The sequence below is a fragment of the Frondihabitans sp. VKM Ac-2883 genome (genome assembly GCF_015350875.1).
In the GTDB taxonomy this organism is placed as follows: Bacteria; Actinomycetota; Actinomycetes; order Actinomycetales; family Microbacteriaceae; genus Frondihabitans.
Genome location: NZ_JADKSF010000008.1, coordinates 40,751 through 62,815 on the forward strand (window position 1 = coordinate 40,751; position 22,065 = coordinate 62,815).

The 22,065-nt window shown below is 67.3% G+C and carries 18 protein-coding genes; 17 read left to right on the forward strand and 1 reads right to left on the reverse strand.

Annotation, left to right across the window (positions count from 1 at the left end; all coding sequences use genetic code 11):
• Positions 1 to 59: 59 nt before the first annotated feature.
• The 16 genes from ITJ49_RS14355 to dnaE all read left to right on the forward strand — a co-directional run bounded on the left by ITJ49_RS14355 (position 60) and on the right by dnaE (position 19,831).
• Positions 60 to 1,622, forward strand: a complete 1,563-nt coding sequence (locus ITJ49_RS14355; RefSeq protein ID WP_194606292.1) for a Mur ligase family protein — start codon at positions 60 to 62, stop codon at positions 1,620 to 1,622.
• A complete protein-coding gene (gene murF, locus ITJ49_RS14360; protein ID WP_194606293.1) occupies positions 1,619 to 3,037 on the forward strand; it encodes a UDP-N-acetylmuramoyl-tripeptide--D-alanyl-D-alanine ligase in 1,419 nt (472 codons plus the stop codon). The genes ITJ49_RS14355 and murF overlap by 4 nt, the downstream gene beginning before the upstream one ends.
• Positions 3,034 to 4,125, forward strand: a complete 1,092-nt coding sequence (mraY, locus tag ITJ49_RS14365; protein ID WP_123943681.1) for a phospho-N-acetylmuramoyl-pentapeptide-transferase — start codon at positions 3,034 to 3,036, stop codon at positions 4,123 to 4,125. Before murF ends, mraY begins: the two co-directional genes overlap by 4 nt.
• Complete coding sequence (gene murD, locus ITJ49_RS14370) at positions 4,125 to 5,687, forward strand: UDP-N-acetylmuramoyl-L-alanine--D-glutamate ligase (protein WP_194606294.1); 1,563 nt, start codon at positions 4,125 to 4,127, stop codon at positions 5,685 to 5,687. The genes mraY and murD overlap by 1 nt, the downstream gene beginning before the upstream one ends.
• The gene (ftsW, locus tag ITJ49_RS14375) at positions 5,644 to 6,930 is read left to right on the forward strand and encodes a putative lipid II flippase FtsW (RefSeq protein ID WP_194606295.1); all 1,287 of its coding nucleotides are present in this window, start codon (positions 5,644 to 5,646) and stop codon (positions 6,928 to 6,930) included. Before murD ends, ftsW begins: the two co-directional genes overlap by 44 nt.
• The gene (locus ITJ49_RS14380) at positions 6,927 to 8,027 is read left to right on the forward strand and encodes a UDP-N-acetylglucosamine--N-acetylmuramyl-(pentapeptide) pyrophosphoryl-undecaprenol N-acetylglucosamine transferase (RefSeq protein WP_194606296.1); all 1,101 of its coding nucleotides are present in this window, start codon (positions 6,927 to 6,929) and stop codon (positions 8,025 to 8,027) included. Before ftsW ends, ITJ49_RS14380 begins: the two co-directional genes overlap by 4 nt.
• Positions 8,024 to 9,442 (forward strand): UDP-N-acetylmuramate--L-alanine ligase, encoded by a 1,419-nt coding sequence (gene murC / locus ITJ49_RS14385; RefSeq protein ID WP_194606297.1) that lies wholly within the window; start codon positions 8,024 to 8,026, stop codon positions 9,440 to 9,442. Before ITJ49_RS14380 ends, murC begins: the two co-directional genes overlap by 4 nt.
• Before the next feature lie 25 nt (positions 9,443 to 9,467).
• Positions 9,468 to 10,538 (forward strand): FtsQ-type POTRA domain-containing protein, encoded by a 1,071-nt coding sequence (locus ITJ49_RS18265; RefSeq protein ID WP_194606298.1) that lies wholly within the window; start codon positions 9,468 to 9,470, stop codon positions 10,536 to 10,538.
• Between the two features lie 191 nt (positions 10,539 to 10,729).
• Positions 10,730 to 11,881, forward strand: coding sequence for a cell division protein FtsZ (gene ftsZ / locus ITJ49_RS14395; protein WP_055957541.1), 1,152 nt, complete (start codon positions 10,730 to 10,732; stop codon positions 11,879 to 11,881).
• A gap of 3 nt (positions 11,882 to 11,884) precedes the next feature.
• Positions 11,885 to 12,619 (forward strand): YggS family pyridoxal phosphate-dependent enzyme, encoded by a 735-nt coding sequence (locus ITJ49_RS14400; RefSeq protein ID WP_370544536.1) that lies wholly within the window; start codon positions 11,885 to 11,887, stop codon positions 12,617 to 12,619.
• A gap of 34 nt (positions 12,620 to 12,653) precedes the next feature.
• Entirely contained in the window at positions 12,654 to 13,259 is a 606-nt protein-coding gene (locus tag ITJ49_RS14405; protein ID WP_123943694.1) for a cell division protein SepF, read from the forward strand.
• Positions 13,260 to 13,331: 72 nt separating this feature from the next.
• A complete protein-coding gene (locus ITJ49_RS14410) occupies positions 13,332 to 13,652 on the forward strand; it encodes a YggT family protein (RefSeq protein WP_235480896.1) in 321 nt (106 codons plus the stop codon).
• A 201-nt stretch (positions 13,653 to 13,853) separates the two neighbouring features.
• Positions 13,854 to 14,693: a DivIVA domain-containing protein gene (locus tag ITJ49_RS14415; protein WP_194606299.1), complete on the forward strand. Its 840-nt coding sequence runs from the start codon at positions 13,854 to 13,856 to the stop codon at positions 14,691 to 14,693.
• On the forward strand, positions 14,680 to 15,324 hold the full coding sequence (lspA, locus tag ITJ49_RS14420) for a signal peptidase II (RefSeq protein ID WP_228514533.1): 645 nt from the start codon (positions 14,680 to 14,682) through the stop codon (positions 15,322 to 15,324). Before ITJ49_RS14415 ends, lspA begins: the two co-directional genes overlap by 14 nt.
• Positions 15,321 to 16,244 carry an RluA family pseudouridine synthase gene (locus ITJ49_RS14425; protein WP_194606300.1) on the forward strand — a complete coding sequence of 308 codons (924 nt, stop codon included), beginning with the start codon at positions 15,321 to 15,323 and terminating at the stop codon, positions 16,242 to 16,244. The genes lspA and ITJ49_RS14425 overlap by 4 nt, the downstream gene beginning before the upstream one ends.
• Before the next feature lie 17 nt (positions 16,245 to 16,261).
• The gene (dnaE, locus tag ITJ49_RS14430) at positions 16,262 to 19,831 is read left to right on the forward strand and encodes a DNA polymerase III subunit alpha (RefSeq protein WP_194606301.1); all 3,570 of its coding nucleotides are present in this window, start codon (positions 16,262 to 16,264) and stop codon (positions 19,829 to 19,831) included.
• 126 nt (positions 19,832 to 19,957) lie between these two features.
• Here dnaE and ITJ49_RS14435 read toward each other — a convergent pair whose 3' ends face one another.
• Entirely contained in the window at positions 19,958 to 20,488 is a 531-nt protein-coding gene (locus ITJ49_RS14435) for a hypothetical protein (protein WP_194606302.1), read from the reverse strand.
• A 152-nt stretch (positions 20,489 to 20,640) separates the two neighbouring features.
• Between ITJ49_RS14435 and hisD the strand changes: the two genes are divergently transcribed.
• Positions 20,641 to 21,951 carry a histidinol dehydrogenase gene (gene hisD / locus ITJ49_RS14440; RefSeq protein ID WP_228514535.1) on the forward strand — a complete coding sequence of 437 codons (1,311 nt, stop codon included), beginning with the start codon at positions 20,641 to 20,643 and terminating at the stop codon, positions 21,949 to 21,951.
• The last annotated feature ends 114 nt before the right edge of the window (positions 21,952 to 22,065 follow it).

Sequence of the window (22,065 nt, forward strand, 5' to 3'; positions counted from 1 at the left end):
CCCGACCCGTTGCCCTTCCACCCGTTCCGACATATGACCAGGCAAGAAATGAGGATTCTTTGAGTGCCCGGATCCCCCCGGTTCTTCGACCGGAACATCCCTCGGCGAGGTCGCTCGGCCAACTGGCCAGCGAATTCGGACTCGAGCACATCGGCTTGCTCGACGGCATCGAGATCACCGGCGTCACACTGTCGACCAGCGATCTCCACCCCGGCGACCTCTACGTCGGAGTGCCCGGCGCTCACCGCCACGGCGCCGAGTTCGCCGAGAAGGCCCGCGAGGGCGGAGCCGTCGCCCTGATGACCGACGCCCGCGGAGCCGAGATCGCCAGCGGGTCCGGCCTGCCCGTCGTGCTCGTCGACTCGCCCCGTGCAGCCCTCGGCGACGTGTCGGCCTGGGTCTACCGCACCGCCGAGCAGACGCCGCTCCTCTTCGCCGTCACCGGCACCAACGGCAAGACCTCGACGTCGTACCTGCTCGAGGGCATCCTCAAGCAGCTGGGCCTCGTCACCGGACTCTCGTCGACCGCCGAGCGCCACATCGGAGACCTCACTGTCGTCTCCCGTCTCACGACCCCCGAGGCGAGCGAGATGCATGCGCTCCTCGCCCGGATGCGTGAGAGCGAGGTGCGAGCCGTCGCCGTCGAGGTAAGCGCCCAGGCCCTCAGCCGACACCGCGTCGACGGCCTCGTCTTCGACGTCGCCGGCTTCACCAATCTCAGCCACGACCACCTCGACGACTACGCCGACATGGAGGAGTACTTCCAGGCGAAGCTGCCCCTCTTCCAGCCGGATCGCGCCAAGCGCGCCGTCGTCTCGCTCGACTCGCCCTACGGGCAGCGCGTAGTCGAGGCGTGCCGGATCCCGGTCACCACGATCACCATCAAGCCCGCGGGCACCGATGAGCACCGCGACGCCGACTGGACCATCGAACTGCTCGATGAGCAGGCGGCCTACACGGAGTTCCGTCTGAGTGGGCCCGAGGGCCGCTCGCTCGTCACCCGGGTGCCCATGATCGGCTGGCACATGGCGGCCGACGCCGCCCTCGCCATCGTCATGATGGTCGAAGCGGGCTTCGAGCTCGAGGCCATCGGCCAGTCGCTCGACGAAGACGGCGGCATCGTCGCCTACCTTCCGGGTCGCACCGAGCGAGTCTCCGGCGACCGCGGCCCGAGCGTCTTCGTCGACTTCGGTCACAGCCCCGACGCGTTCCTCAACACGCTCGCCGCCGTCCGCCGGTTCACCCCCGGCAAAGTCATCATGCTGTTCGGCGCCGACGGCGACCGCGACACCACGAAGCGGCCCGAGATGGCTCGGGTCGCGGCAGAGGGATCCGACATCCTGGTCGTCACCGATCACCACCCCCGTTTCGAAGACGCGGCGTCGATCCGCACCACGCTCGTCAACGCGGCTCGCGAGGCGTACCCCGATCACGAGATCCACGAGGTGAGCCCGCCGGAGGCGGCCATCCGTCGGGCCGTTGCGATGGCGGGGGAGGGCGACTCGATTCTCTGGGCCGGCCCCGGCCACCAGGATTACCGCGACATCCAGGGCGTGCGCACGCCCTACTCGGCTCGCGACGAGGCGCGCGACGCCCTCCGCGAAGCGGGGTGGGCCGAGTGATCGCTCTGACCCTTGCCGAGATCCACGCCATCGTGGGTGGCACCCTGGCTCTCACGCCCGAGACAACCGATCAGCTCGTCGTCGACGGCTCGGTCGAGACCGACTCGCGCCTCGTCACTCCGGGGTCGATCTTCTTCGCGCTGCCCGGCGAGACCACCGACGGCCGCCTCTTCGTGCCGCAGGCCGTCGAGAACGGTGCAGCCCTCGTGATCTCGGAGGGCCAGGTCGAGGCGTTGGTGCCTCGGATCCTCGTCGACGACGGAGTGGCCGCGCTGTCGGCCCTCGCCACCGCGGTCGTACAGCAGGTGCGCGATGCCAAGACCCCGACCGAGCCCCTTCGCGTTGTCGGAGTGACCGGATCGAACGGCAAGACGTCGACCAAGAACATGCTTCGGGCCATCCTGTCCGACCTCGGCCCCACGGTGGCGCCCGAAGGGTCGTTCAACAACCACGTCGGCGCACCGATCTCAATGTTGCGCGTCGATTACGACACTCGCTTCCTCGTGGTCGAGATGGGTGCCTCCGGCGCGGGCGAGATCGCTCGCCTCGTCGCGATCGCCCGCCCCGACACGGGCGTGGTCTTGAAGGTGGGCCTCGCGCACGCCGGTGAGTTCGGCGGAATCGAGGCGACGCAGAAGGCGAAGTCCGAGATGGTCACCGACCTGCCGGGCACCGCCACCGCGATCCTCAACACCGACGACTTCCGGGTCGCGGCCATGGCCGACCTCACCCGGGCCCGCGTCGTCTCGTTCGGATTCGGCGACTCGGCCGAGTACCGCGCCTCCGACATCGACGTCACCGCTGAGGGCACGGCTTTCACCTTGAACGCCCCCGGCCTGACGAAGAACGTGACCCTCAGAATTCTGGGCGAGCACCACGTCATGAACGCCCTGGCCGCCCTCGCCGTCACCGGCGAATGGGGTCTCGACGTCGACCGGGCCGCCACCGTGCTCGAGGGAGTCACCCGTGCGGAGCGCTGGCGCATGGAGGTCCTCGACGGGGGCCCCGGCATCACCGTGATCAACGACGCGTACAACGCCAGCCCCGACTCCGTCGCGGCCGCGCTCAAGACGCTCGCGCAGATCGTCGGGCCCGACCAGCGGTCGGTCGCCGTCATCGGCGAGATGGCCGAACTCGGCGAGTACGCGCAAGAGGAGCACGACCGGATCGGCCGACTCATCGTGCGCCTCAACATCCACAAGCTCGTCGTCGTCGGCGACGCCGCGCGGCACGTTCACATGGCCGCGGGTCTCGAAGGCTCGTGGAGCGGCGAATCGACGCTCGTGCCCGACATCGACGCCGCCTACGAGGCTCTTCGCGCCGACCAGCGCGAAGGCGACGTCGTGCTCGTCAAGTCGTCGAAGTCGGCCGGTCTCCGTTTCCTCGGCGACCGCCTCGCGGGGGTGACGGCATGATCGCTCTCCTCGTCGGCGGCTCCGTCTCGCTGATCTTCACCCTGCTGCTCACGCCGCTCTTCATCCGGCTGTTCCACCACCTGGGGTGGGGCCAGTTCATTCGCAGCGATGGCCCGCAGTCGCACCACACGAAGCGGGGCACCGCCACGATGGGCGGCATCGTCCTGATCCTCGGCACGGTGCTCGGCTACTTCGTCGGGCACCTCGTCGGCGGAGACCGCCTCACCTCGAGCGGGCTCCTCGTGCTGCTGATGATGGTCGGTCTCGGTTTCGTCGGGTTCCTCGACGATTTCACCAAGGTGCGCAACCAGCGCAGTCTCGGGCTCACCGGCTGGGCGAAGATCCTGGGTCAGGTCGTCGTGGCGGTCATCTTCGCCGTGCTCGCGCTGATGATCAAGGGCCGCAACGGCCAGACGCCCGCATCGACCTTCATCTCGGGTGTCCGCGACATTCCCTGGCTCGACCTGGCGTTCGCCGGGTCGCTGATCGGAGCGATCCTCTTCTGCATCTGGGTCGTCATGATCACCGCGTCGGCCTCGAACGGCGTGAACGTGGCCGATGGGCTCGACGGTCTCGCGACGGGCGCCTCCATCCTCGCGATCGGCTCGTACATCTTCATCGGCTTCTGGCAGAACAACCAGCTCTGCACGAGCGCTCAGGCGGTTCAGAACGCCTGCTACACGACGACGAATCCCCTCGATCTCGCCGTGGTCGCCGCCTGCATCTCGGGAGGCCTCATCGGCTTCCTCTGGTGGAACACCTCGCCCGCGCAGATCTTCCTGGGCGACACGGGCTCGCTCGGTCTCGGCGGAGCACTCGCTGCTCTCGCCATCCTCAGCCGCACCGAGCTCCTCCTCGTGCTCATCGGCGGCCTGTTCCTCGTGGTGACCGGCTCGGTGATCCTCCAGCGGATCTACTTCAAGCTGACCCACGGCAAACGCATCTTCCTGATGAGCCCGCTGCACCACCACTTCGAGCTCAAAGGGTGGGCCGAGGTGACAGTGGTGGTCCGCTTCTGGATCATCGGCGGTCTCTTCGTCGCAGCCGGCGTCGGCACCTTCTACCTCGAATGGATCAGCAGGGTCTGATGCCCGATACGACACCCCTGGCCGACCGCCTCGCCGCTCTCACGAGCTGGCACGCCGACTGGAAGGGCCTCCGCGTCGCGGTGCTCGGCCTCGGGGTCTCCGGCTTCTCATCCGCCGACACGCTGGCCGAGCTCGGAGCCGAGGTGCTGGTCGTCGCGCCCGACGACTCGTCCGATCAAGCGCAGCTGCTGCCCGTGATCGGCGTGCGGTTGGTGACGCAGAAAGACCTGTCGGATCCTCCGCAGGAGCTCATCGAGTTCGACGCCGACGTGGTCGTCGTCAGCCCCGGCTTCGCGCCGCATCACCCGCTGGTCGTCTGGGCCCTGTCGAGCCGAGCGGCCGTCTGGGGCGACGTCGAGCTGGCGTGGCGCGTGCGCGACAAGGTGCTGGGGGCGAAGACCGGTCGGCCCGCCGACTGGGTGCTGATCACCGGCACCAACGGCAAGACCACGACGACCCAGCTCACGGCCGCCATGATCGCCGCCGACGACCGAAGCGTCGCCGCCTGCGGCAACATCGGGCTGCCGGTGCTCGACGCCGTCCGTGAGCCCGGGGGGTTCGATGTCTTCGCGGTCGAGCTCTCGAGCCATCAGCTGCACTACCTGCCGATCGAGGGGCCGGGTGCGCTCCACCCGATCGCGAGCGTCTGCCTCAACATCGAAGACGATCACCTCGAGTGGCACGGCGGAGCAGACGCGTATCGCCAAGCGAAGGGCCGGGTCTACGCGAACACGGTCGTCGCCTGCGTCTACAACCGGGCCGACGTCGCGACTCGACTGCTGGTGCAGGAAGCCGACGTCGAAGACGGGTGCCGCGCCATCGGCTTCGGCCTGTCGACCCCGCCCGTCGGCGACTTCGGCGTCGTCGAAGACCTTCTCGTCGACCGTGCGTTCCTGGACGACCGGGCCCACCGGGCGCTCGAGCTGACCACGCTCGACACGCTCGCGGCGTCGGGCCTCGGCGCCGACCACCTCGTCGAAGACGTCTTGGCCGCGTCCGCGCTCGCTCGCGCCCTGGGGGTCGCCCCCGACGCCATCCATCTCGCCGCCGCCGCGTTCCGAGCCGACCACCACCGCTCCGAGGTCGTCGCGTCCCGCTCCGGCATCACCTGGATCGACGACTCCAAGGCGACCAACCCGCATGCGGCCAAAGCTTCGCTGTCGGCGGCGGGCAGCGTCGTCTGGATCGTCGGCGGCCTCTTCAAGGGTGTCGATGTCGCCCCGCTCGTCGACGAGGTGTCCCGCACCGTGAAGGCTGCCGTGCTGATCGGAGCCGACCGGCAAATCCTCAGGGAGGCCTTCGCGCGACACGCGCCCGGCATACCCGTCTTCGAGGTCGACGAGCCCGACACTGAACGAGTGATGCCTCGTGCCGTGACGTTTGCGGCATCGGTGGCCGAGTCAGGAGACACCGTCTTGCTCGCCCCGGCTGCGGCATCGTTCGACCAATTTGCCGACTACGGCGCCCGCGGTGAGGCATTCGCCCGGGCCGTCCACGACCACCTGGCAGGAGACACCGATGGAGACCACCCCATCCAGCCTCCCGCGCCGACTGCGGGCTGAGCGCGCGGCCCGAAAAGCAGCAGGCGAAGGATCCCGCACGGCCGAACCCGACCAGACGCCCGGGGCGGCTCTCGTTGCCGTCCGGCGCCTCTTCGCCGCCGAGTCGACCGCGTTCTTCGTAATCCTCGGCACCGCCCTTTTCCTCGCCATCTTCGGCCTCGTGATGGTGCTGTCGTCGTCGAGCGTGGAGCAGTACGTCGAGACGCACGACTTCTTCGGCGCCTTCCTGCGCCAGGGCATCTTCGCCGCGATCGGCATCCCGCTCATGCTCGTGGTGTCGCGGGTGCCCGTCTGGGCCTGGCAGCGCTATGCCTGGCACCTGCTCGTCGCGTCGATGTTCCTGCAGCTGCTGGTGTTCACGCCTCTCGGCGTCGAGGTGGGCGGAAACCGCAACTGGATTCGACTCGGCTCGTTTAGCGCCCAGCCGTCGGAGTTCCTCAAGCTCGCCCTCACCATCTGGATCGGCATGATCCTGGTGAAGAAAGAGCGCAAGCTCGGCGAGTGGAAAGAGCTGCTCGTGCCGCTGGTCCCGGTCGTCGGGATCGCCCTGGCCCTCGTGCTCAAGGGCGGGGACCTCGGCACCACCCTGATCCTGCTCATGCTGGTGGCGGTTGCCGTCTTTATCGCCGGAGTCAAGCTCCGTTTCTTCCTCGTACCGCTCGCACTCCTCGCCGTCGCCATCCCGGTGATCACGGCTACAGCGAGTTCCCGTACCGATCGCATCGCCGCGTGGCTCTCCGGCTGCAGCTCAGAAGAGGCGTACCAGTCGACTTGCTGGCAGACGACCCACGGCCTCTGGGCGCTGGCATCGGGCGGTGTCTTCGGGGTCGGTCTCGGCAACTCGAAGGCGAAGTGGTCGTGGCTGCCCGAGGCAGACAACGACTTCATCTTCGCGATCGTCGGCGAAGAGCTCGGCCTCATCGGCGCGTGCGTCGTACTCGGCCTCTTCATCGTTCTCGCCGTCTCGTTCATCAAGGTGCTGCGCCGCTCCGACGACGCCTTCGTCCGTATCGTCACCGGCGGCATCATGACCTGGATCATCGGTCAGGCCCTCGTCAACATCGCTGTCGTCCTGGGCCTTCTCCCGGTGCTCGGGGTGCCTCTCCCACTCATCAGCGCCGGTGGTTCGTCGCTCATCTTCGTGCTGGTCGCGATCGGTGTCATCCTGTCGTTCCTTCACCGTCGACCGGGTGACGAGACGCCAGTTCGCGTCTCCGCCGAGACGGTAGGGTCTCTCCGGTGACGACGTACCTTCTCGCCGGCGGCGGCACCGCCGGGCATGTGAACCCCCTTCTCGCAACGGCCGACCGGCTTCGCCAGCGTGACCCCGGCGCGACAATCCTCGTGCTCGGCACCGCGGAGGGTCTCGAAGCCCGCCTCGTGCCGGCTCGGGGCTATGAACTGCTCACGGTTCCGCGTCTGCCCTTCCCCCGACGGCTGAACGGTGCGGCGCTGAGTTTTCCCGCCAAGATCCTCGGCTCGATCGGTGGCGTGCGGCGGATCCTGAAAGCGCACTCGGTCGACGTGGTCGTCGGATTCGGCGGCTACGCTGCCGCTCCTGCCTATCTCGCCGCGAGGCGTGACGGCGTGCCGATCGTCGTCCACGAGGCCAACGCCAAACCCGGCATCGCGAACGTTCTCGGGGCGTTCTTCACGAAGTACGTCGGCGTCGTCTTCGCATCGACCAAGCTGCGGCACTCCCGCCAGGTCGGCATGCCCCTCCGCGATGAGATCGAGAATCTCGACCGGGGTGCGGTGAAGAACGAGGCTCTGCAGTTCTTCGGCCTCGACCCACACCTGCCGACGTTGCTCGTGACCGGCGGCTCGACCGGAGCGCGCAAGCTCAACGAGACGCTCTCGCGATCGGCCGAGGTCGTCATCGGGTCGGGCTGGCAGATCTTGCACATCACGGGGGAGAAGTCCGAGCTGACGTCGACGTCGCTCGGCAATTACCACCTGCTCAAGTACTGCGACCGCATGGATCTCGCCCTCGCCGCGGCCGACTTCGTCGTGTCACGGTCAGGATCCGCCACCGTCTCCGAGCTCACCGCTCTCGGCCTTCCCGCCGTGCTGATTCCCTATCCGGTCGGCAACGGCGAGCAGCGCTTCAACGCCACCGACGTCGTCGAGGCCGGAGGCGCCGTTCTCGTCCGCGACGCCGACTTCACGCCCACCTGGGTGCGACGCGATCTTGTTCCGCTCCTTCTCGACCGGTCGCGTATCGCCGACATGGCCGCCCGAGCTGCATCGGTCGGAGTCCGCGACGGAGCCGACCGTACCGTCGATCTCGTCCTCGAGGCGACACCGGCATCCACTTCCTCACGAATCGCAGGCGCATGATCAAGCCCGACCTCACCCAGCCCCTTCCCGAGACCATCGGCCGAGCGCACTTCGTCGGCATCGGCGGTTCGGGAATGAGCGGGATCGCCCGCGTCTTCCTCGCGGCGGGGATCCCCGTCTCGGGCTCCGATTCGCGCGAGAGCGCCAACGTCGAGGCCCTCCGCGCGCTCGGGGCTCGAATCGCCATCGGCCACGCCGCGGAGAACGTCGGAGACGCCGACACCCTCGTCGTCACGGGTGCCCTGTGGCAAGACAACCCCGAATACCAGCTCGCTCTGGCCAAAGGGCTCCCCGTTCTGCACCGCTCGCAGGCCCTCGCCTGGCTCATCTCGGGGCAGCGGCTCGTCTCGGTCGCCGGCGCCCACGGCAAGACGACCTCCACCGGCATGATCATCACGGCGCTGCTCGAGGCAGGTCGCGACCCGAGCTTCGTCAACGGCGGTGTCATCGAGTCGCTCGGCGTGAGCGCTAAGGGCGGCTCCGACGACCTCTTCGTGATCGAGGCCGACGAATCCGACGGGTCGTTCCTTCTCTACGACACATCTATCGCCCTCATCACGAACGTCGACGCCGACCACCTCGACCACTACGGCTCGCGCGAGGCATTCGACGAGGCCTTCGTGACGTTCGCCGCGGCGGCGAGTGAATCCGTCGTCATCTCCAGCGACGACGCCGGAGCTGTCGCGGTCACTGCGAAGCTCGACCACGCCCACGTAGTCACGTTCGGGCGCGCCGAGGGGTCTGACGTGCGCGTGACCGACGTGACCTCCTCCGGCCCGGTCGCCTTCACGCTCGGGCACGACGGCGTCGACCGACGCGTTCAGCTCAGTGTGCCGGGTCATCACAACGCGTTGAACGCCGCCGGCGCCTACGCCGTGCTCGTGGGTCTCGGACTCACGCCCGGAGAAGCGATTTCGGGGCTCGAGATCTTCGGCGGCACCCAGCGCCGCTTCGAGCTGCACGGCACCGTCCGCGGTGTCAGCGTCTACGACGACTACGCCCACCACCCCACCGAGGTCGCGGCAGCGCTCCAGGCCGCCCGCAGCGTTGTCGGCGACGGCCGTCTCATCGCGGTCCACCAGCCGCACCTCTACAGCCGAACTCGCATGATGGCCGGCGAGTTCGCCGAGGCGTACGAGACCCTCGCCGACCACACCGTCGTGCTCGACGTGTACGGTGCCCGCGAAGACCCCGAGCCGGGTGTGACCGGTGCTCTCGTGACCGAACGCTTCCAGGATCCCGCACACGCCGACTTCGTCCCCGACTGGCAGAGCGCGGCCGACCGTGTCGCCGAGATCGCCCGCGACGGCGACTTCGTCATCACGCTGGGGTGCGGCGACGTGTACCGAATCGTGCCGCAGCTCCTCGCGAGCCTGGAGGCGATCACTCCCGCGTCCACGGAAGCCCGTTCGTGACGCTGGCATCCTCGCCGGTGCTGCGGTGAAGCGTCCCGAGGGGTTCGACCGGGCTCCGGTGGCCAAGGCGAAGGCAACGCCCGAGCCGGAGGTCGATGGCGCGTCGGCCGAGGCGTCTGCGGCGTCCGCGACGGCACCCGGCGACGAGGCGGTGCCACCTGCCGAGAAGCCGACGCGCACCCTGCCGAGGCTTCCGGCGCTTCCCTCCCTGCCCGCGCGTCCCTCGCGGCCGTCGCGGGAGTCGGGTCCCGAGCCGTCGGATCCTGCGGTCATCACACCGGCGTCGACCGGCGCTCGCGACGCTCGAGATCGAGCCCGCGACGCCCGGCGACTCGCTCGTCGTGCCGCTGCCGCTCGCCGTGCCGTCGAGCGCGTCGAGGTGCGTCGGTTCACCCGTCGCAGTCGGCATCGGCGTGCCGCCCTCATCACTGCGGCGGCGGTGGTGGTCGCCCTTGTCGGGTCGGTGGCCATCGCTGTCTTCTCGCCGCTGCTCTCGCTTCAGACCATTACCATCGAGGGCACGTCGCGGGTCGACGAGAAGGCGGTCTTGAAGTCGCTCGACTCGCAGATCGGCAAGCCGCTGGCCCTCATCGACTTCGCGGCGGTAAAGAGCGACCTGTCGGAATTCCCGCTGATCGAGTCGTACGTGACCGAGACGATGCCGCCGCACACGCTGGTGATCCGGATCACCGAGAGGTCGCCGATCGCCAGCGTCAAGATCGGCAAGACGTTCGAGCTCGTCGATCCGGCCGGCGTCGTCATCTCGTCGGCGACGAAGCGACCCGCGGGCGTTCCCGTCGTCAAGGTCACGGGCGACGCGCTCGATGGCAAGGTGTACCGCTCGACGGCCGAGGTGCTGCTCGCGCTCCCGTCGCAACTGCTCAAGCGAGTCAACTCGGTGTCAGCTTCGACGGCCGACGACGTCACGCTGAAACTCACGACCGGTGAGACGGTTGTCTGGGGGAGTGCCGACCAGTCGACGAAGAAGGCGCTGCTTCTGACGGGGCTCATCAAAGACCACACGGCGAGAGACCCCGAGCAGGCCGTCGAATACGACGTCTCTGCCCCCGATAACGGCATCATCCGCACGAAGTAGCGGTCAGAAAACCGCGACACGCGGCACACATCTGCGCGGCCCCCAGCCGGGGCACCTACCTTGGCACTGCGAGATATGCATACTGAGCATAACATTAACCCTCGAGTAAAGCTTGAAGGTTTGTGGCCTCAGAACCATACAGACCGCAACAACCAGACAGCACCACCCAGTTCCTGCAGGCGGAGGCCGACGTGACAACGAACCATAACTACCTAGCCGTGATCAAGGTCGTCGGTGTCGGCGGCGGTGGCGTCAACGCCGTCAACCGCATGATCGAGCTCGGGCTCCGCGGAGTCGAGTTCATCGCGATCAACACCGACGCCCAGGCGCTGCTTCTCAGCGACGCCGACGTCAAGCTCGACGTCGGTCGCGAGCTGACTCGCGGTCTCGGTGCCGGTGCCGACCCCGAGGTAGGTCGCCGCGCCGCCGAAGATCACGCCGAAGAGATCGAAGAGGCCCTGGCCGGGGCCGACATGGTCTTCGTTACCGCAGGAGAGGGCGGCGGAACCGGCACCGGTGGTGCTCCCGTCGTGGCCCGCATCGCGAAGTCCATCGGCGCGCTCACCATCGGTGTCGTCACCAAGCCCTTCGGCTTCGAGGGTCGACGCCGTCAGGCTCAGGCCGAAGCAGGCGTCGCCCAGCTCAAAGAAGAGGTCGACACCCTCATCGTGGTGCCGAACGACCGTCTCCTCGAGATCTCCGAGCGCGGCATCTCGATGGTCGAAGCCTTCGGCACGGCCGACCAGGTACTCCTCGCGGGTGTCCAGGGCATCACCGACCTCATCACCACGCCGGGTCTCATCAACCTCGACTTCGCCGACGTCAAGAGCGTCATGCAGGGCGCAGGATCCGCCCTCATGGGTATCGGCTCCTCGCGCGGCGCTGATCGCGCTATCAAGGCCGCTGAGCTCGCAGTGGCGTCGCCCCTGCTCGAAGCGTCCATCGACGGTGCGCACGGCGTCCTCCTCTCGATTCAGGGTGGGTCGAATCTCGGCATCTTCGAGATCAACGACGCGGCGCGTCTCGTGCAGGAAGCAGTGCACCCCGAGGCCAACATCATCTTCGGTGCCGTCATCGACGACACCCTGGGTGACGAGGTGCGGGTCACCGTGATCGCGGCCGGCTTCGACGGCGGCGAGCCCACCACCAAGTCGGCCGAGCGCCGGTCGAGCTTCGTCGAGACCGACGCCCCCGCGACGACGACGGTCGCGGGCGTCAGCGCGATCGCCGACAGCGGCACCGTGCCGAGCTACCAGCGCCCCGCGGAGCCCGTCAAGCAGGCGTCCGACCCCGTCTTCGACGACGGCGACGACGACCTCGACGTACCGGACTTCCTGAAGTAGAGCGTGACCGACGACACTGTGTCTCCGGGGGAGGCGGCAGCCCACCAGGCTGCCGCGCCCTCCCTCGAGCTCTCGGGCCGCGTCGACGAAGTCTTCGGACGCATCGCCGACGCGGCCCGTTCGGTGTCTCGCGACCCCAATGAGTTGACGACGATCGTCGTCACGAAGTTTCACCCTTTGTCGCTCGTGCGCGAACTGCACGCGCTGGGTGTTCGCGACGTCGGCGAGAACCGGCACCAGGAGGCGCAGGCGAAAGCCGCTGAGACCTCCGACCTCGACGGCCTCCGGTGGCATTTCGTCGGCCAGCTGCAGTCGAAGAAGGCTCGCCAGGCTCGAGCGTATGCGCACGCCGTGCACTCGCTCGACCGCGACTCGGTGATCGACGCACTGGCGTCCGACGACGGTCTCGTCGTCGACGGGTTCGTTCAGGTCAACCTGACCGACGACGAGGGTCGGGGCGGAGTGGCGGAGGCCGATCTCGAACACGCGGTGACTCGGATCCTCGGCTCGCCCGGCATCCGACTCCGGGGCGTGATGGCTGTCGCGCCCCTCGACGAAGAGCCCCGCCGGGCCTTCGCCCACCTTCGCGATCTCTCGGAGCGGCTGCGGGCCATCGCCCCCGAAGCGGACCAGATCTCGGCCGGCATGTCGAACGACTTCGCCGATGCCATCGCCGAGGGTGCGACACACCTACGAATAGGCACGGCAATCACGGGAAACCGGCCGGTGGCTGGTTAATGTCGAGTCAGACGATCCGCGACCGGAGGACACCATGGCGAACCCGCTGAAGAAGAGCCTGATCTACCTAGGCCTGGCCGACGAAGAACTCGAATACGACGACCAGTCGCGTACCGAGACGCCTGCCCGGGCCGCGCAGGCCGAGCCCTCCTCTCGCCAGCAGACCGCGCCGTCTCCGGCCGCGGCACCAGCCCAGGCTGCCCCCGCGCAGGCCGCGCCGGTTCACAAGCGCGACGCGACGTCGCCGGTGCAGCCGGTGTCGACTCCCACGGCGAATCGCGCTCCCGTGACGCCCCTGCGTCGCACCACGTCGACCAAGAATGTGGTCCCCACCGAAATGGCAGCGTCCTCCGAAATGAACGAAATCCTCACTGTTCACCCCCGCGAATACAAAGACGCGCAGTCGATCGCGGCGAGCTTCCGCGACGGCATCCCCGTGATCATCAACCTGTCGCAGATGACCGAGAGCGACGCCCGTCGTCTGGTCGACTTCGCCAGCGGACTCTCGCAGGGTCTCTACGGCAAGATCGAGCGCGTGACCAACAAGGTGTTCCTGTTGTCGCCCGCGCACATCGCAGTGAGCGGAGATCCGGCTGAGGTAGAGTCCGACATCGAGGCGTCTTTCTTCGCCCAGTCCTGAGGGCTTCTGCCCCCGAGATTCTTCCTCCGCGGGCCGCGCCCGCGCCTGAACCGTGCGAGTTGAACGCCCCGTGTGCTTGGTAGTTTCGTGATCGTCAACCTGATAGCGACCATCGCCTATGTCGCGCTCCTCATCTTCTTCCTCCTGATGTGGGGGCGTTTCATCTTCGATCTGACCCAGTCGGTCAGTCGTTCGTACCGCCCGAAAGGGCCCCTGCTGGTGCTGGCCGAGGTGACGTACACCGTCACCGATCCACCCATCCGGGCCATCCGACGGGTCTTGCCTCCGATCCGACTCGGAGCCGTCGCGCTCGACTTCGGCTGGAGCATCGTGATGCTCGCCGTCGTAATCCTGATGAGTGTCGCGTCCGGCCTGAGCCGCGCAGCCCTGTAATCCGTCCTCTCCTCGGCGCCCAGCACGACAGCGCGACACGGCGTGACCCTCACCCTGCAGGTCAACCACACGGTTGACGTTGTAGGCTCTTGGCGCACGGTGTCTTCACGGCGCGCGTCGTTGTCTGTTAGGCAACATGCGCAGAATCGGGGGAGGGCATCATCCCAGACCATGTTCCAGAAGATTCACGAGGTGACGGCAATGGCTTTGACGCCTGAAGACGTAGTCAACAAGCGGTTCCAGCCGACGAAGTTCCGTGAGGGCTACGACCAAGACGAAGTAGACGACTTCCTCGACGAGGTCGTCGTTGAACTCCGCCGACTCGGCCAGGAGAACGACGAGCTCCGCCAGCGCCTCGCCTCGAGCGACTCGCAGGTCGAAGAGCTCCAGGCGAAGTCCGCCGCGGCCCCCGTCGCAGCGGCGCCGGCAGAGCCCGCTCCCGAGCCGGAGCCAGAGCCCACCCCCGAGCCGGTCGCCGCCGCTCCCGAGCCCGAGCCGGCCCCCGCGCCCGCCGCGGTGTCGGCAGCGCCCGCGTACGCGGCGCCGACCGACGACGAGACCACGAGCACCAACAACCTTCTCCAGCTCGCTCGTCGACTGCACGAAGAGCACGTCCGTGAGGGTATCGAGAAGCGCGACTCTCTCATCGCCGAAGGCCACGCAACGGCCGCGCGCATCGTCTCCGAGGCCGAGGCCGCACAGAAGGCCCAGGTCGAGCAGTTCGAGAACGAGCACCGCGCCCGCGTCGCTCAGCTCGACAACGAGCAGAAGGCCAAGGCCGATCAGTTCGACGTCGAGTTCCGTGCCCGCCAGGAGAAGATCGAGAACGAGCAGCGCGCTCAGGTCGAGCGTCTCGACAACGAGCGCATCGGCCTCGAGCACCGCATCGACGAGCTCCGCAACTTCGAGCGCGACTACCGCCAGAAGCTGAAGAGCTACATCGAGGGTCAGCTCCGCGAGCTCGACGGCGACAACAATCCCGAGCCCGTCGCGGCGCAGTCGTCTGCACCCGCCAGCTTCCAGGGTTTTGGCTCCAACTAACACGACAGCCACGAAGGCCAGTGCCCGCATCTTGCTGGCACTGGCCTTTGTCGCTGTCACCGTCTACGTGCTCGACCAGGGCACCAAGTTCCTCGTCGTGTCGAATTTGACGCTCGGCCAAGACGTCGACGTTCTGGGCCCGGTCCTCCGCTTCCACTTCGTCAAGAACCCCGGCGCAGCTTTCTCCTTGGCCACCGGCTCCACCTGGATCTTCTCGATCGCCGCCGCCGCCGTCGTGGTGGCGATCGTGGTCTTCTCGAGCCGCATCCGCTCGTTGCGCTGGGCACTGATGCTCGGCATGCTTCTCGGCGGAACCCTCGGCAACCTCACCGACCGCCTGTTCCGCGAGCCGGGCTTCGGAGTCGGCCACGTCGTCGACTTCATCTACCTCCCGTGGATCCTGCCCGCCATCTTCAACATCGCCGATACGTTCATCGTGACGAGCATGGGGCTCCTGATTCTGCTGACCCTTCTGGGTGTCGGTCTCGACGGAAAGCGGGCGCCCCGCAAGGGCGAAGAGCCGAACACCATCGACAACGACGGCAGTGACGCCAAGGATCCAGCGGCCGTCTCCTCGACCACCGACCCGTCGGCCACCCCGTCAGCTGCCACCGGACGGGATGCCTCGTGAGTGAAACCCGTTCGCTGCCCGTGCCTGACGGCCTCGCCGGCGAGCGCGTCGATGCGGCCCTCGCGAAGCTGCTCGGCTTCAGCCGCACGTTCGCGGCGGAGGTCGCGTCGTCCGGGGGAGTCACGGTCGACCAGCGCGAGGTCGGCAAGTCCGATCGACTGGAGGCCGGATCCTGGTTGGAAGTGACCTGGACTCCCAAAGGGGGCCCGACGGTTCAGGCCGTCGAGGTGCCCGGTATGGGCATCGTCTACGACGACGACGATTTCGTCGTCGTCGACAAGCCGGTCGGTGTCGCCGCCCACCCTGCCATGGGTTGGACCGGCCCGACGGTGCTCGGCGGGCTTGCCGCGGCGGGTTTCCGGATCTCGACGAGCGGTGCCGCGGAGCGCGCGGGCATCGTGCATCGGCTCGACGTCGGCACCTCCGGGCTCATGGTCGTTGCCAAGTCGGAGCACGCCTACACCGTTCTCAAACAGGCGTTCCGCGAGCGCACCGTCGAGAAGATCTACAACGCGGTCGTCCAGGGTCACCCCGACCCGCTGAAGGGCACGATCGACGCACCTCTCGGCCGGCACCCCTCATCGTCGTGGAAGTTCGCGGTCGTCGTCGACGGCAAGCCGTCGGTGACGCACTACGAGACCGTCGAGGCGTTCCCGGCCGCGTCGCTTCTCGAGGTCCACCTCGAGACGGGCCGGACCCACCAGATCCGCGTGCACATGGCGGCGCAGCGGCACCCCTGCGTCGGCGACGCTCTGTACGGCGCCGACCCGACCCTGTCGACCAAGCTCGGCCTCACCCGGCAGTGGTTGCATGCGGTCCAGCTCGGCTTCGCCCATCCGGCGACGGGCGAGTGGGTGTCGTTCACCTCGGAGTATCCGGCCGACCTTCAACATGCACTTGAGGTGCTTCGCAACGCCTGACGCCGACACGCCGATCGATGTCGGCGGCCGCGGTTAGGCTTGTTCAACCGCAGCAACCATCAGGAGAAGACTTGCCGTCGAGCGCCGATTCCTTCGTGCATCTGCACGTCCACAGCGAATACTCCATGCTCGACGGCGCAGCTCGTGTCGGGCCTTTGATCGAAGAGGCCGTCAAGCAGGGCATGCCTGCGGTGGCCGTGACCGACCACGGCAACATGTTCGGCGCATTCGACTTTTACAAGACCGCCACGGCGGCCGGTATCAAGCCGATCATCGGCACCGAGGCCTACATCACGCCGGGCACGGCGCGCGGCGACAAGACGCGCGTCAAGTGGGGCGACGGCGGGCGAGACGACGTCTCGGGCGCCGGGTCGTACACCCACATGACGCTGCTCTCCGAGTCGACCGAGGGCATGCACAACCTCTTCCGCCTCTCGTCGAGGGCGTCTCTCGAGGGCTACTACTTCAAGCCCCGTATGGATCGCGAGATTCTGTCCGAGCACGCGAAGGGCCTCATCGCGACGACCGGCTGCCCGAGCGGCGAGGTGCAGACTCGCCTTCGCCTCGGCCAGTACGACGAGGCGATCAAGGCGGCCGCCGATTTCCGCGACATCTTCGGCAAAGAGAATTACTTCGCCGAGATCATGGATCACGGTCTGGGTATCGAGCGTCGCATCATGGACGACCTGCTCAAGCTCGCCAAGCAGCTCGACATCCCCCTGGTGGCGACGAACGACCTCCACTACACGCACGCCCACGATTCCACGAGTCACGCGGCTCTGCTCTGCGTGCAGTCCGGCTCGACGCTGACCGATCCGAACCGATTCAAGTTCGACGCCGACGAGTTCTACCTCAAGACGGCCGCCCAGATGCGACACCTGTTCCGCGACCACCCCGAGGCCTGCGACAACACGCTGCTCATTGCCGAGCGCTGCGAGGTCAAGTTCGACACCGAGGCGAACTACATGCCGCGGTTCCCGGTACCCGAGGGCGAGACCGAAGAGACCTGGTTCAAAAAAGAGGTCGAGAAGGGCCTCGAATACCGGTACCCCGACGGCATCTCGCAGGCGGTGCGGGAGCGCGCCGACTACGAGGTCGGCGTCATCGCCCAGATGGGCTTCCCCGGGTACTTCCTCGTCGTCGCCGACTTCATCAACTGGTCGAAAGACAACGGCATCCGAGTCGGGCCGGGCCGCGGCTCGGGGGCCGGTTCGATGGCCGCCTACGCCATGCGCATCACCGACCTCGACCCGATCCGCCACGGCCTCATCTTCGAGCGGTTCCTCAACCCCGACCGCGTCTCGATGCCCGACTTCGACGTCGACTTCGACGACCGCCGGCGCACCGAGGTCATCAACTACGTCACCGACAAATACGGTTCCGAGCGGGTCGCTCAGATCGTGACCTACGGCACGATCAAGGCGAAGCAGGCGCTGAAAGACTCGTCTCGAGTGCTGGGCTTTCCGTTTGGCATGGGCGAGAAGCTCACCAAGGCGATGCCGCCCGCGATTATGGGCAAAGACATCCCGCTCACCGGCATCTTCGACCGCGACCACGGTCGTTACAAAGAGGCGGGTGACATCCGCGCGGTCGTCGAAGGCGATCCGGAGGCCAAGACGGTCTTCGACACCGCCCTCGGCCTCGAGGGCCTGAAGCGTCAGTGGGGTGTGCACGCCGCCGGTGTGATCATGTCGAGCGACCCGCTCATCGACATCATCCCGATCATGAAGCGCGAGCAAGACGGCCAGATCGTCACGCAGTTCGACTACCCGGCGGCCGAATCACTCGGTCTGATCAAGATGGACTTCCTGGGGCTCCGCAACCTCACGATCATCAACGACGCCCTCGACAACATCAAGTCGAACCGCGACATCGACCTCGTGCTCGAAGACCTCGAGCTCGACGATCAGGGCGCCTACGAGCTGCTCTCCTCCGGCGACACGCTCGGCGTCTTCCAGCTCGACGGCGGCCCCATGCGGGGTCTTCTGCGGCTGATGAAGCCTGACAACTTCGAAGACATCTCGGCTGTCATCGCCCTGTACCGGCCGGGCCCCATGGGTGCCAACTCGCACACCAACTACGCGCTCCGCAAGAACGGCCTTCAAGAGATCACGGCCATCCATCCCGAGCTCGAAGAGCCCCTGCGCGAGGTACTCGGTGGCACCTACGGCCTGATCATCTATCAGGAGCAGGTCATGAGCGTGGCCCAGAAGCTCGCCGGCTTCTCGCTCGGTCAAGCCGACATCCTCCGTCGCGCGATGGGCAAGAAGAAGAAGTCCGAGCTCGACAAGCAGTTCGCCGGCTTCCAGCAGGGCATGATCGACAACGGCTATTCGGCCGACGCCGTCCAGAAGATCTGGGACATCCTGCTCCCGTTCTCCGACTACGCCTTTAACAAGGCGCACTCGGCGGCCTACGGTGTCGTCTCGTACTGGACCGCCTATTTGAAGGCGCACTATCCGGCCGAATACATGGCGGCGCTCCTCACGAGCGTCGGCGACTCGCGCGACAAACTGGGTCTCTATCTCAACGAGTGCCGTCGCATGGGCATCAAGGTGCTGCCGCCCGACGTCAACGAGTCGATCGGCTTCTTCGCCGCTGTCGGCGAAGACATCCGGTTCGGCATGGGCGCGATCCGCAACGTCGGCTTCAACGTCGTCGACCACATCATCGCTGCCCGCGAGAGCAAAGAGCCGTTCACCTCCTTCCACGACTTCCTGCGCAAGGTGCCGATCCCGGTGGCCAACAAGCGCACGGTCGAGTCGCTGGTCAAGGCCGGGGCATTCGACACGATGGGCGGTACCCGCCGGGCTCTGGTCGAGATCCACGAGGGCGCCGTCGAGGCGGCAGTCAGCGAGAAGCGGGCCGAGGCAAATGGCCAGGTCGGTTTCGACTTCGACTCCCTGTGGGACGAACCCGCTCAGGTGCAGCAGGTGCCGCCCCGCCCCGAGTGGCCGAAGCGCGACAAACTCGCTTTCGAGCGCGACATGCTCGGTCTCTACGTCTCCGACCATCCTCTGGCCGGTCTCGAACTCCAGTTGGCCAAGCACGCGTCCACGACGATCACGACCATCTCGGCCGCTGACGACTCCATCGACGGCGAACAGGTCACCGTCGCCGGTCTCGTTACGAGCGTCCAGCACCGGGTCGCCCGCAACTCCGGCAACCCCTACGGAATCATCACCATCGAAGACTTCGGCGGTGAGATCAGCGTCATGTTCCTGGGCAAGACCTACCAGGAGTTCGGTCCGACTCTCGTCGGCGACTCCGTCATCGTGCTCAAGGGCCGGGTCAGCGTCCGCGACGACGGCAAAAACCTCCACGCCGTCAGCATGTTCCTGCCCGATCTCGGCGTCGCGGCCAGCAATGGGCCGCTCGTGCTGAGCATGCCCGAGTTCCGTGCCACGACCGACGTCGTCACTGAGCTGGGCGCCGTTCTCGGTCGTCACTCGGGTGCCACCGAAGTGCGACTGCGCCTCCTCAAGGGCGACAACGCCCGCACATTCGAGATCCCGCTGCCGGTCGACATCACGGCCGACCTCTACGGCGAGCTCAAGAGCCTGCTCGGGCCGAGCTGCTTGCTTTGACCTGCCGGCTCTAACCTGCCTGCTCGAGGCCCATCGCGGCGTCGAGATCGCAGTCGTGGTCGGGTGATCCCGACCAGGAATGCGATCTCGGCGTCGGTCGAGCGACGAGCCGCAGGATCCTTCGGGTCAGCCCCCGAGCTCGGCTCGATGTGCGTCGAGAGACTCCCGCTTGAAGTGCCCGGCGAGGGCTCGGGTCGAGCGGCTGTCGGGGTCGCGGGTCAGCCGACGGAAGACGGCCCAGAGAACAAGAAGGAGGCTGGCGCTGACCAGGAGTGTATTGAGCGCTCCCTGCCACCAGGGGAGTCCGGTGCGAAGAGGCTGTCCGACAACATCGAAGAGGATGTTGCTGCCGATGAGCAGCACTGCGAATAGCAGATTGCGCCAGAGGGTTCCCGCACCCCGTGCGAATTCGGTGTCGACGGTCTCGCGATCCGCAAGCGTCAGAGAATCGCCGACCCGATACTCGTCGATGCCCGCGACGATCAACCTTCCTCGGAGTGCGAGGGCGGGATCGCGGGCCTCGCGCTTGGCCACGAGCTTGGCGGAGGCGAACTCGGCGTCGTCGTAGAACTTCGCGTCCGGGTCGTCGTCGTCGTCGTCGCGGACGACGAACCAGCGGCCGACCAGGTCGGCGGGCTCCGTGATGATGCGCTGCACCGGGCCATAGTCCCATAGCCGGCCTCGCGTTCGCGGTCGTCACACGAGGTCGTTCCGCGAGATGGCCTCATCGCCGGGCATCCTGGCCCGATTGCGGATATCGAGCCACCTCGCGGGCCTCTCCCGGCCCACGCCGATAGGCTTGGACGGCCATGATGACGACCACCGACCTCCGCGGTCAGACCCTCAGCCCGAGCCAGTTGCTGGCCCTCGTCCCGCGTGCGGTCGGCGATGTGAACGACGCTACCGAGGCCGCTGCAGCCCTCATCGCCGACGTCCGTCAGCACGGCGTTTCAGCCCTGCTCGACCAGGCCGAGCGATTCGATCGGGTTCGGCCTCCGGCGCTTCGCGTGCCCCAGGCCGACATCGATAAGGCTGTCGCCTCACTCGACCCGCTCGTCCGCGAAGCTCTAGTCGAGTCGATCGCTCGGGTGACAGCCTCCAGCGCGGCACAGGTGCCGACCGAGCAGACGACGCATCCCGCTCCGGGAGCCACGATCGTGCAGCGCTGGCAGCCGATGGCCCGGGCCGGCGTGTACGTGCCGGGCGGCAAGGCCGTCTACCCGTCGAGCGTCATCATGAATGTCGTTCCCGCCCAGGTGGCGGGCGTTCGGTCAATCGCACTCGCTTCCCCGCCGCAGGCCGAATTCGAAGGATCCGTGCACCCCACGATCCTCGGAGCCGCAGGCCTGCTCGGCATCACCGAGGTCTACGCCATGGGCGGCGCGGGTGCGATCGGCGCTTTGGCGTACGGGGTCGACGACGCAGATCTGCTTCCGGTGCAGGTCATCACCGGGCCCGGCAACAACTTCGTCGCGGCGGCCAAGCGCCTCGTGCGAGGAGTCGTCGGGATCGACTCGGAGGCAGGAGCCACCGAGATTCTCGTCATCGCCGATGCCTCCGCCGACGCGACCCTCGTGGCCGTCGACCTCATCAGCCAGGCCGAGCACGACGAACAGGCATCCGCCGTGCTCGTCACCGACTCGGCCGACCTCGGAGAGCGCGTCGTGGCCGAGGTCGCGCGTCTGGCGCCGCTCACCGCGAGTGCCGAGAGAGTCCGTACCGCGTTGACGGGCCCGCAGTCAGCGATCGTCGTGGTCGACGATCTCACCGTTGCGGCGGCGTTCAGCAACGCCTACGGCCCCGAACACCTCGAGATCCAGACCGCCGACGACAATGCCGTGCTGGCGCTGGTCGATGACGCGGGGGCGATCTTCGTCGGTTCGCAGACCCCGGTCAGCCTCGGCGACTATCTCGCCGGGTCCAACCACGTGCTTCCGACCGGCGGGCAGGCGCGCTTCTCGTCCGGGCTCGGGGCATACACGTTCCTCCGGCCGCAGCAGATCGTGCGCTACGAGGCGGAGCCCCTGGCTGCCGTGGCCGAGCGTCTGGTGGCACTGTCAAACGCGGAGCGGCTGCCGGCGCACGGCGAGGCAGTGTCGGCTCGGCTGCAGCGCCCCTAGCGTCGGGCACGCGTACCGTGGCACGACATTTTCGGTCGTTCTCGGCCCGTTTCGGCCCTGCTGGCCCGATTCGGTAGGCGGAGGGTCCGGCTCCGTGACACGCGTCGCACCCAT

What these genes read in the sequence shown, in the direction of transcription:
- mraY (WP_123943681.1), top strand. Translation starts at nt 3,034, where the DNA reads ATGATCGCTCTCCTCGTCGGCGGCTCCGTCTCGCTGATCTTCACCCTG.
- murD (WP_194606294.1), top strand. Translation starts at nt 4,125, where the DNA reads ATGCCCGATACGACACCCCTGGCCGACCGCCTCGCCGCTCTCACGAGC.
- ftsW (WP_194606295.1), top strand. Translation starts at nt 5,644, where the DNA reads ATGGAGACCACCCCATCCAGCCTCCCGCGCCGACTGCGGGCTGAGCGC.
- murC (WP_194606297.1), top strand. Translation starts at nt 8,024, where the DNA reads ATGATCAAGCCCGACCTCACCCAGCCCCTTCCCGAGACCATCGGCCGA.
- ITJ49_RS14405 (WP_123943694.1), top strand. Translation starts at nt 12,654, where the DNA reads ATGGCGAACCCGCTGAAGAAGAGCCTGATCTACCTAGGCCTGGCCGAC.
- ITJ49_RS14415 (WP_194606299.1), top strand. Translation starts at nt 13,854, where the DNA reads ATGGCTTTGACGCCTGAAGACGTAGTCAACAAGCGGTTCCAGCCGACG.
- dnaE (WP_194606301.1), top strand. Translation starts at nt 16,262, where the DNA reads ATGTCGGCGGCCGCGGTTAGGCTTGTTCAACCGCAGCAACCATCAGGA.
- hisD (WP_228514535.1), top strand. Translation starts at nt 20,641, where the DNA reads ATGATGACGACCACCGACCTCCGCGGTCAGACCCTCAGCCCGAGCCAG.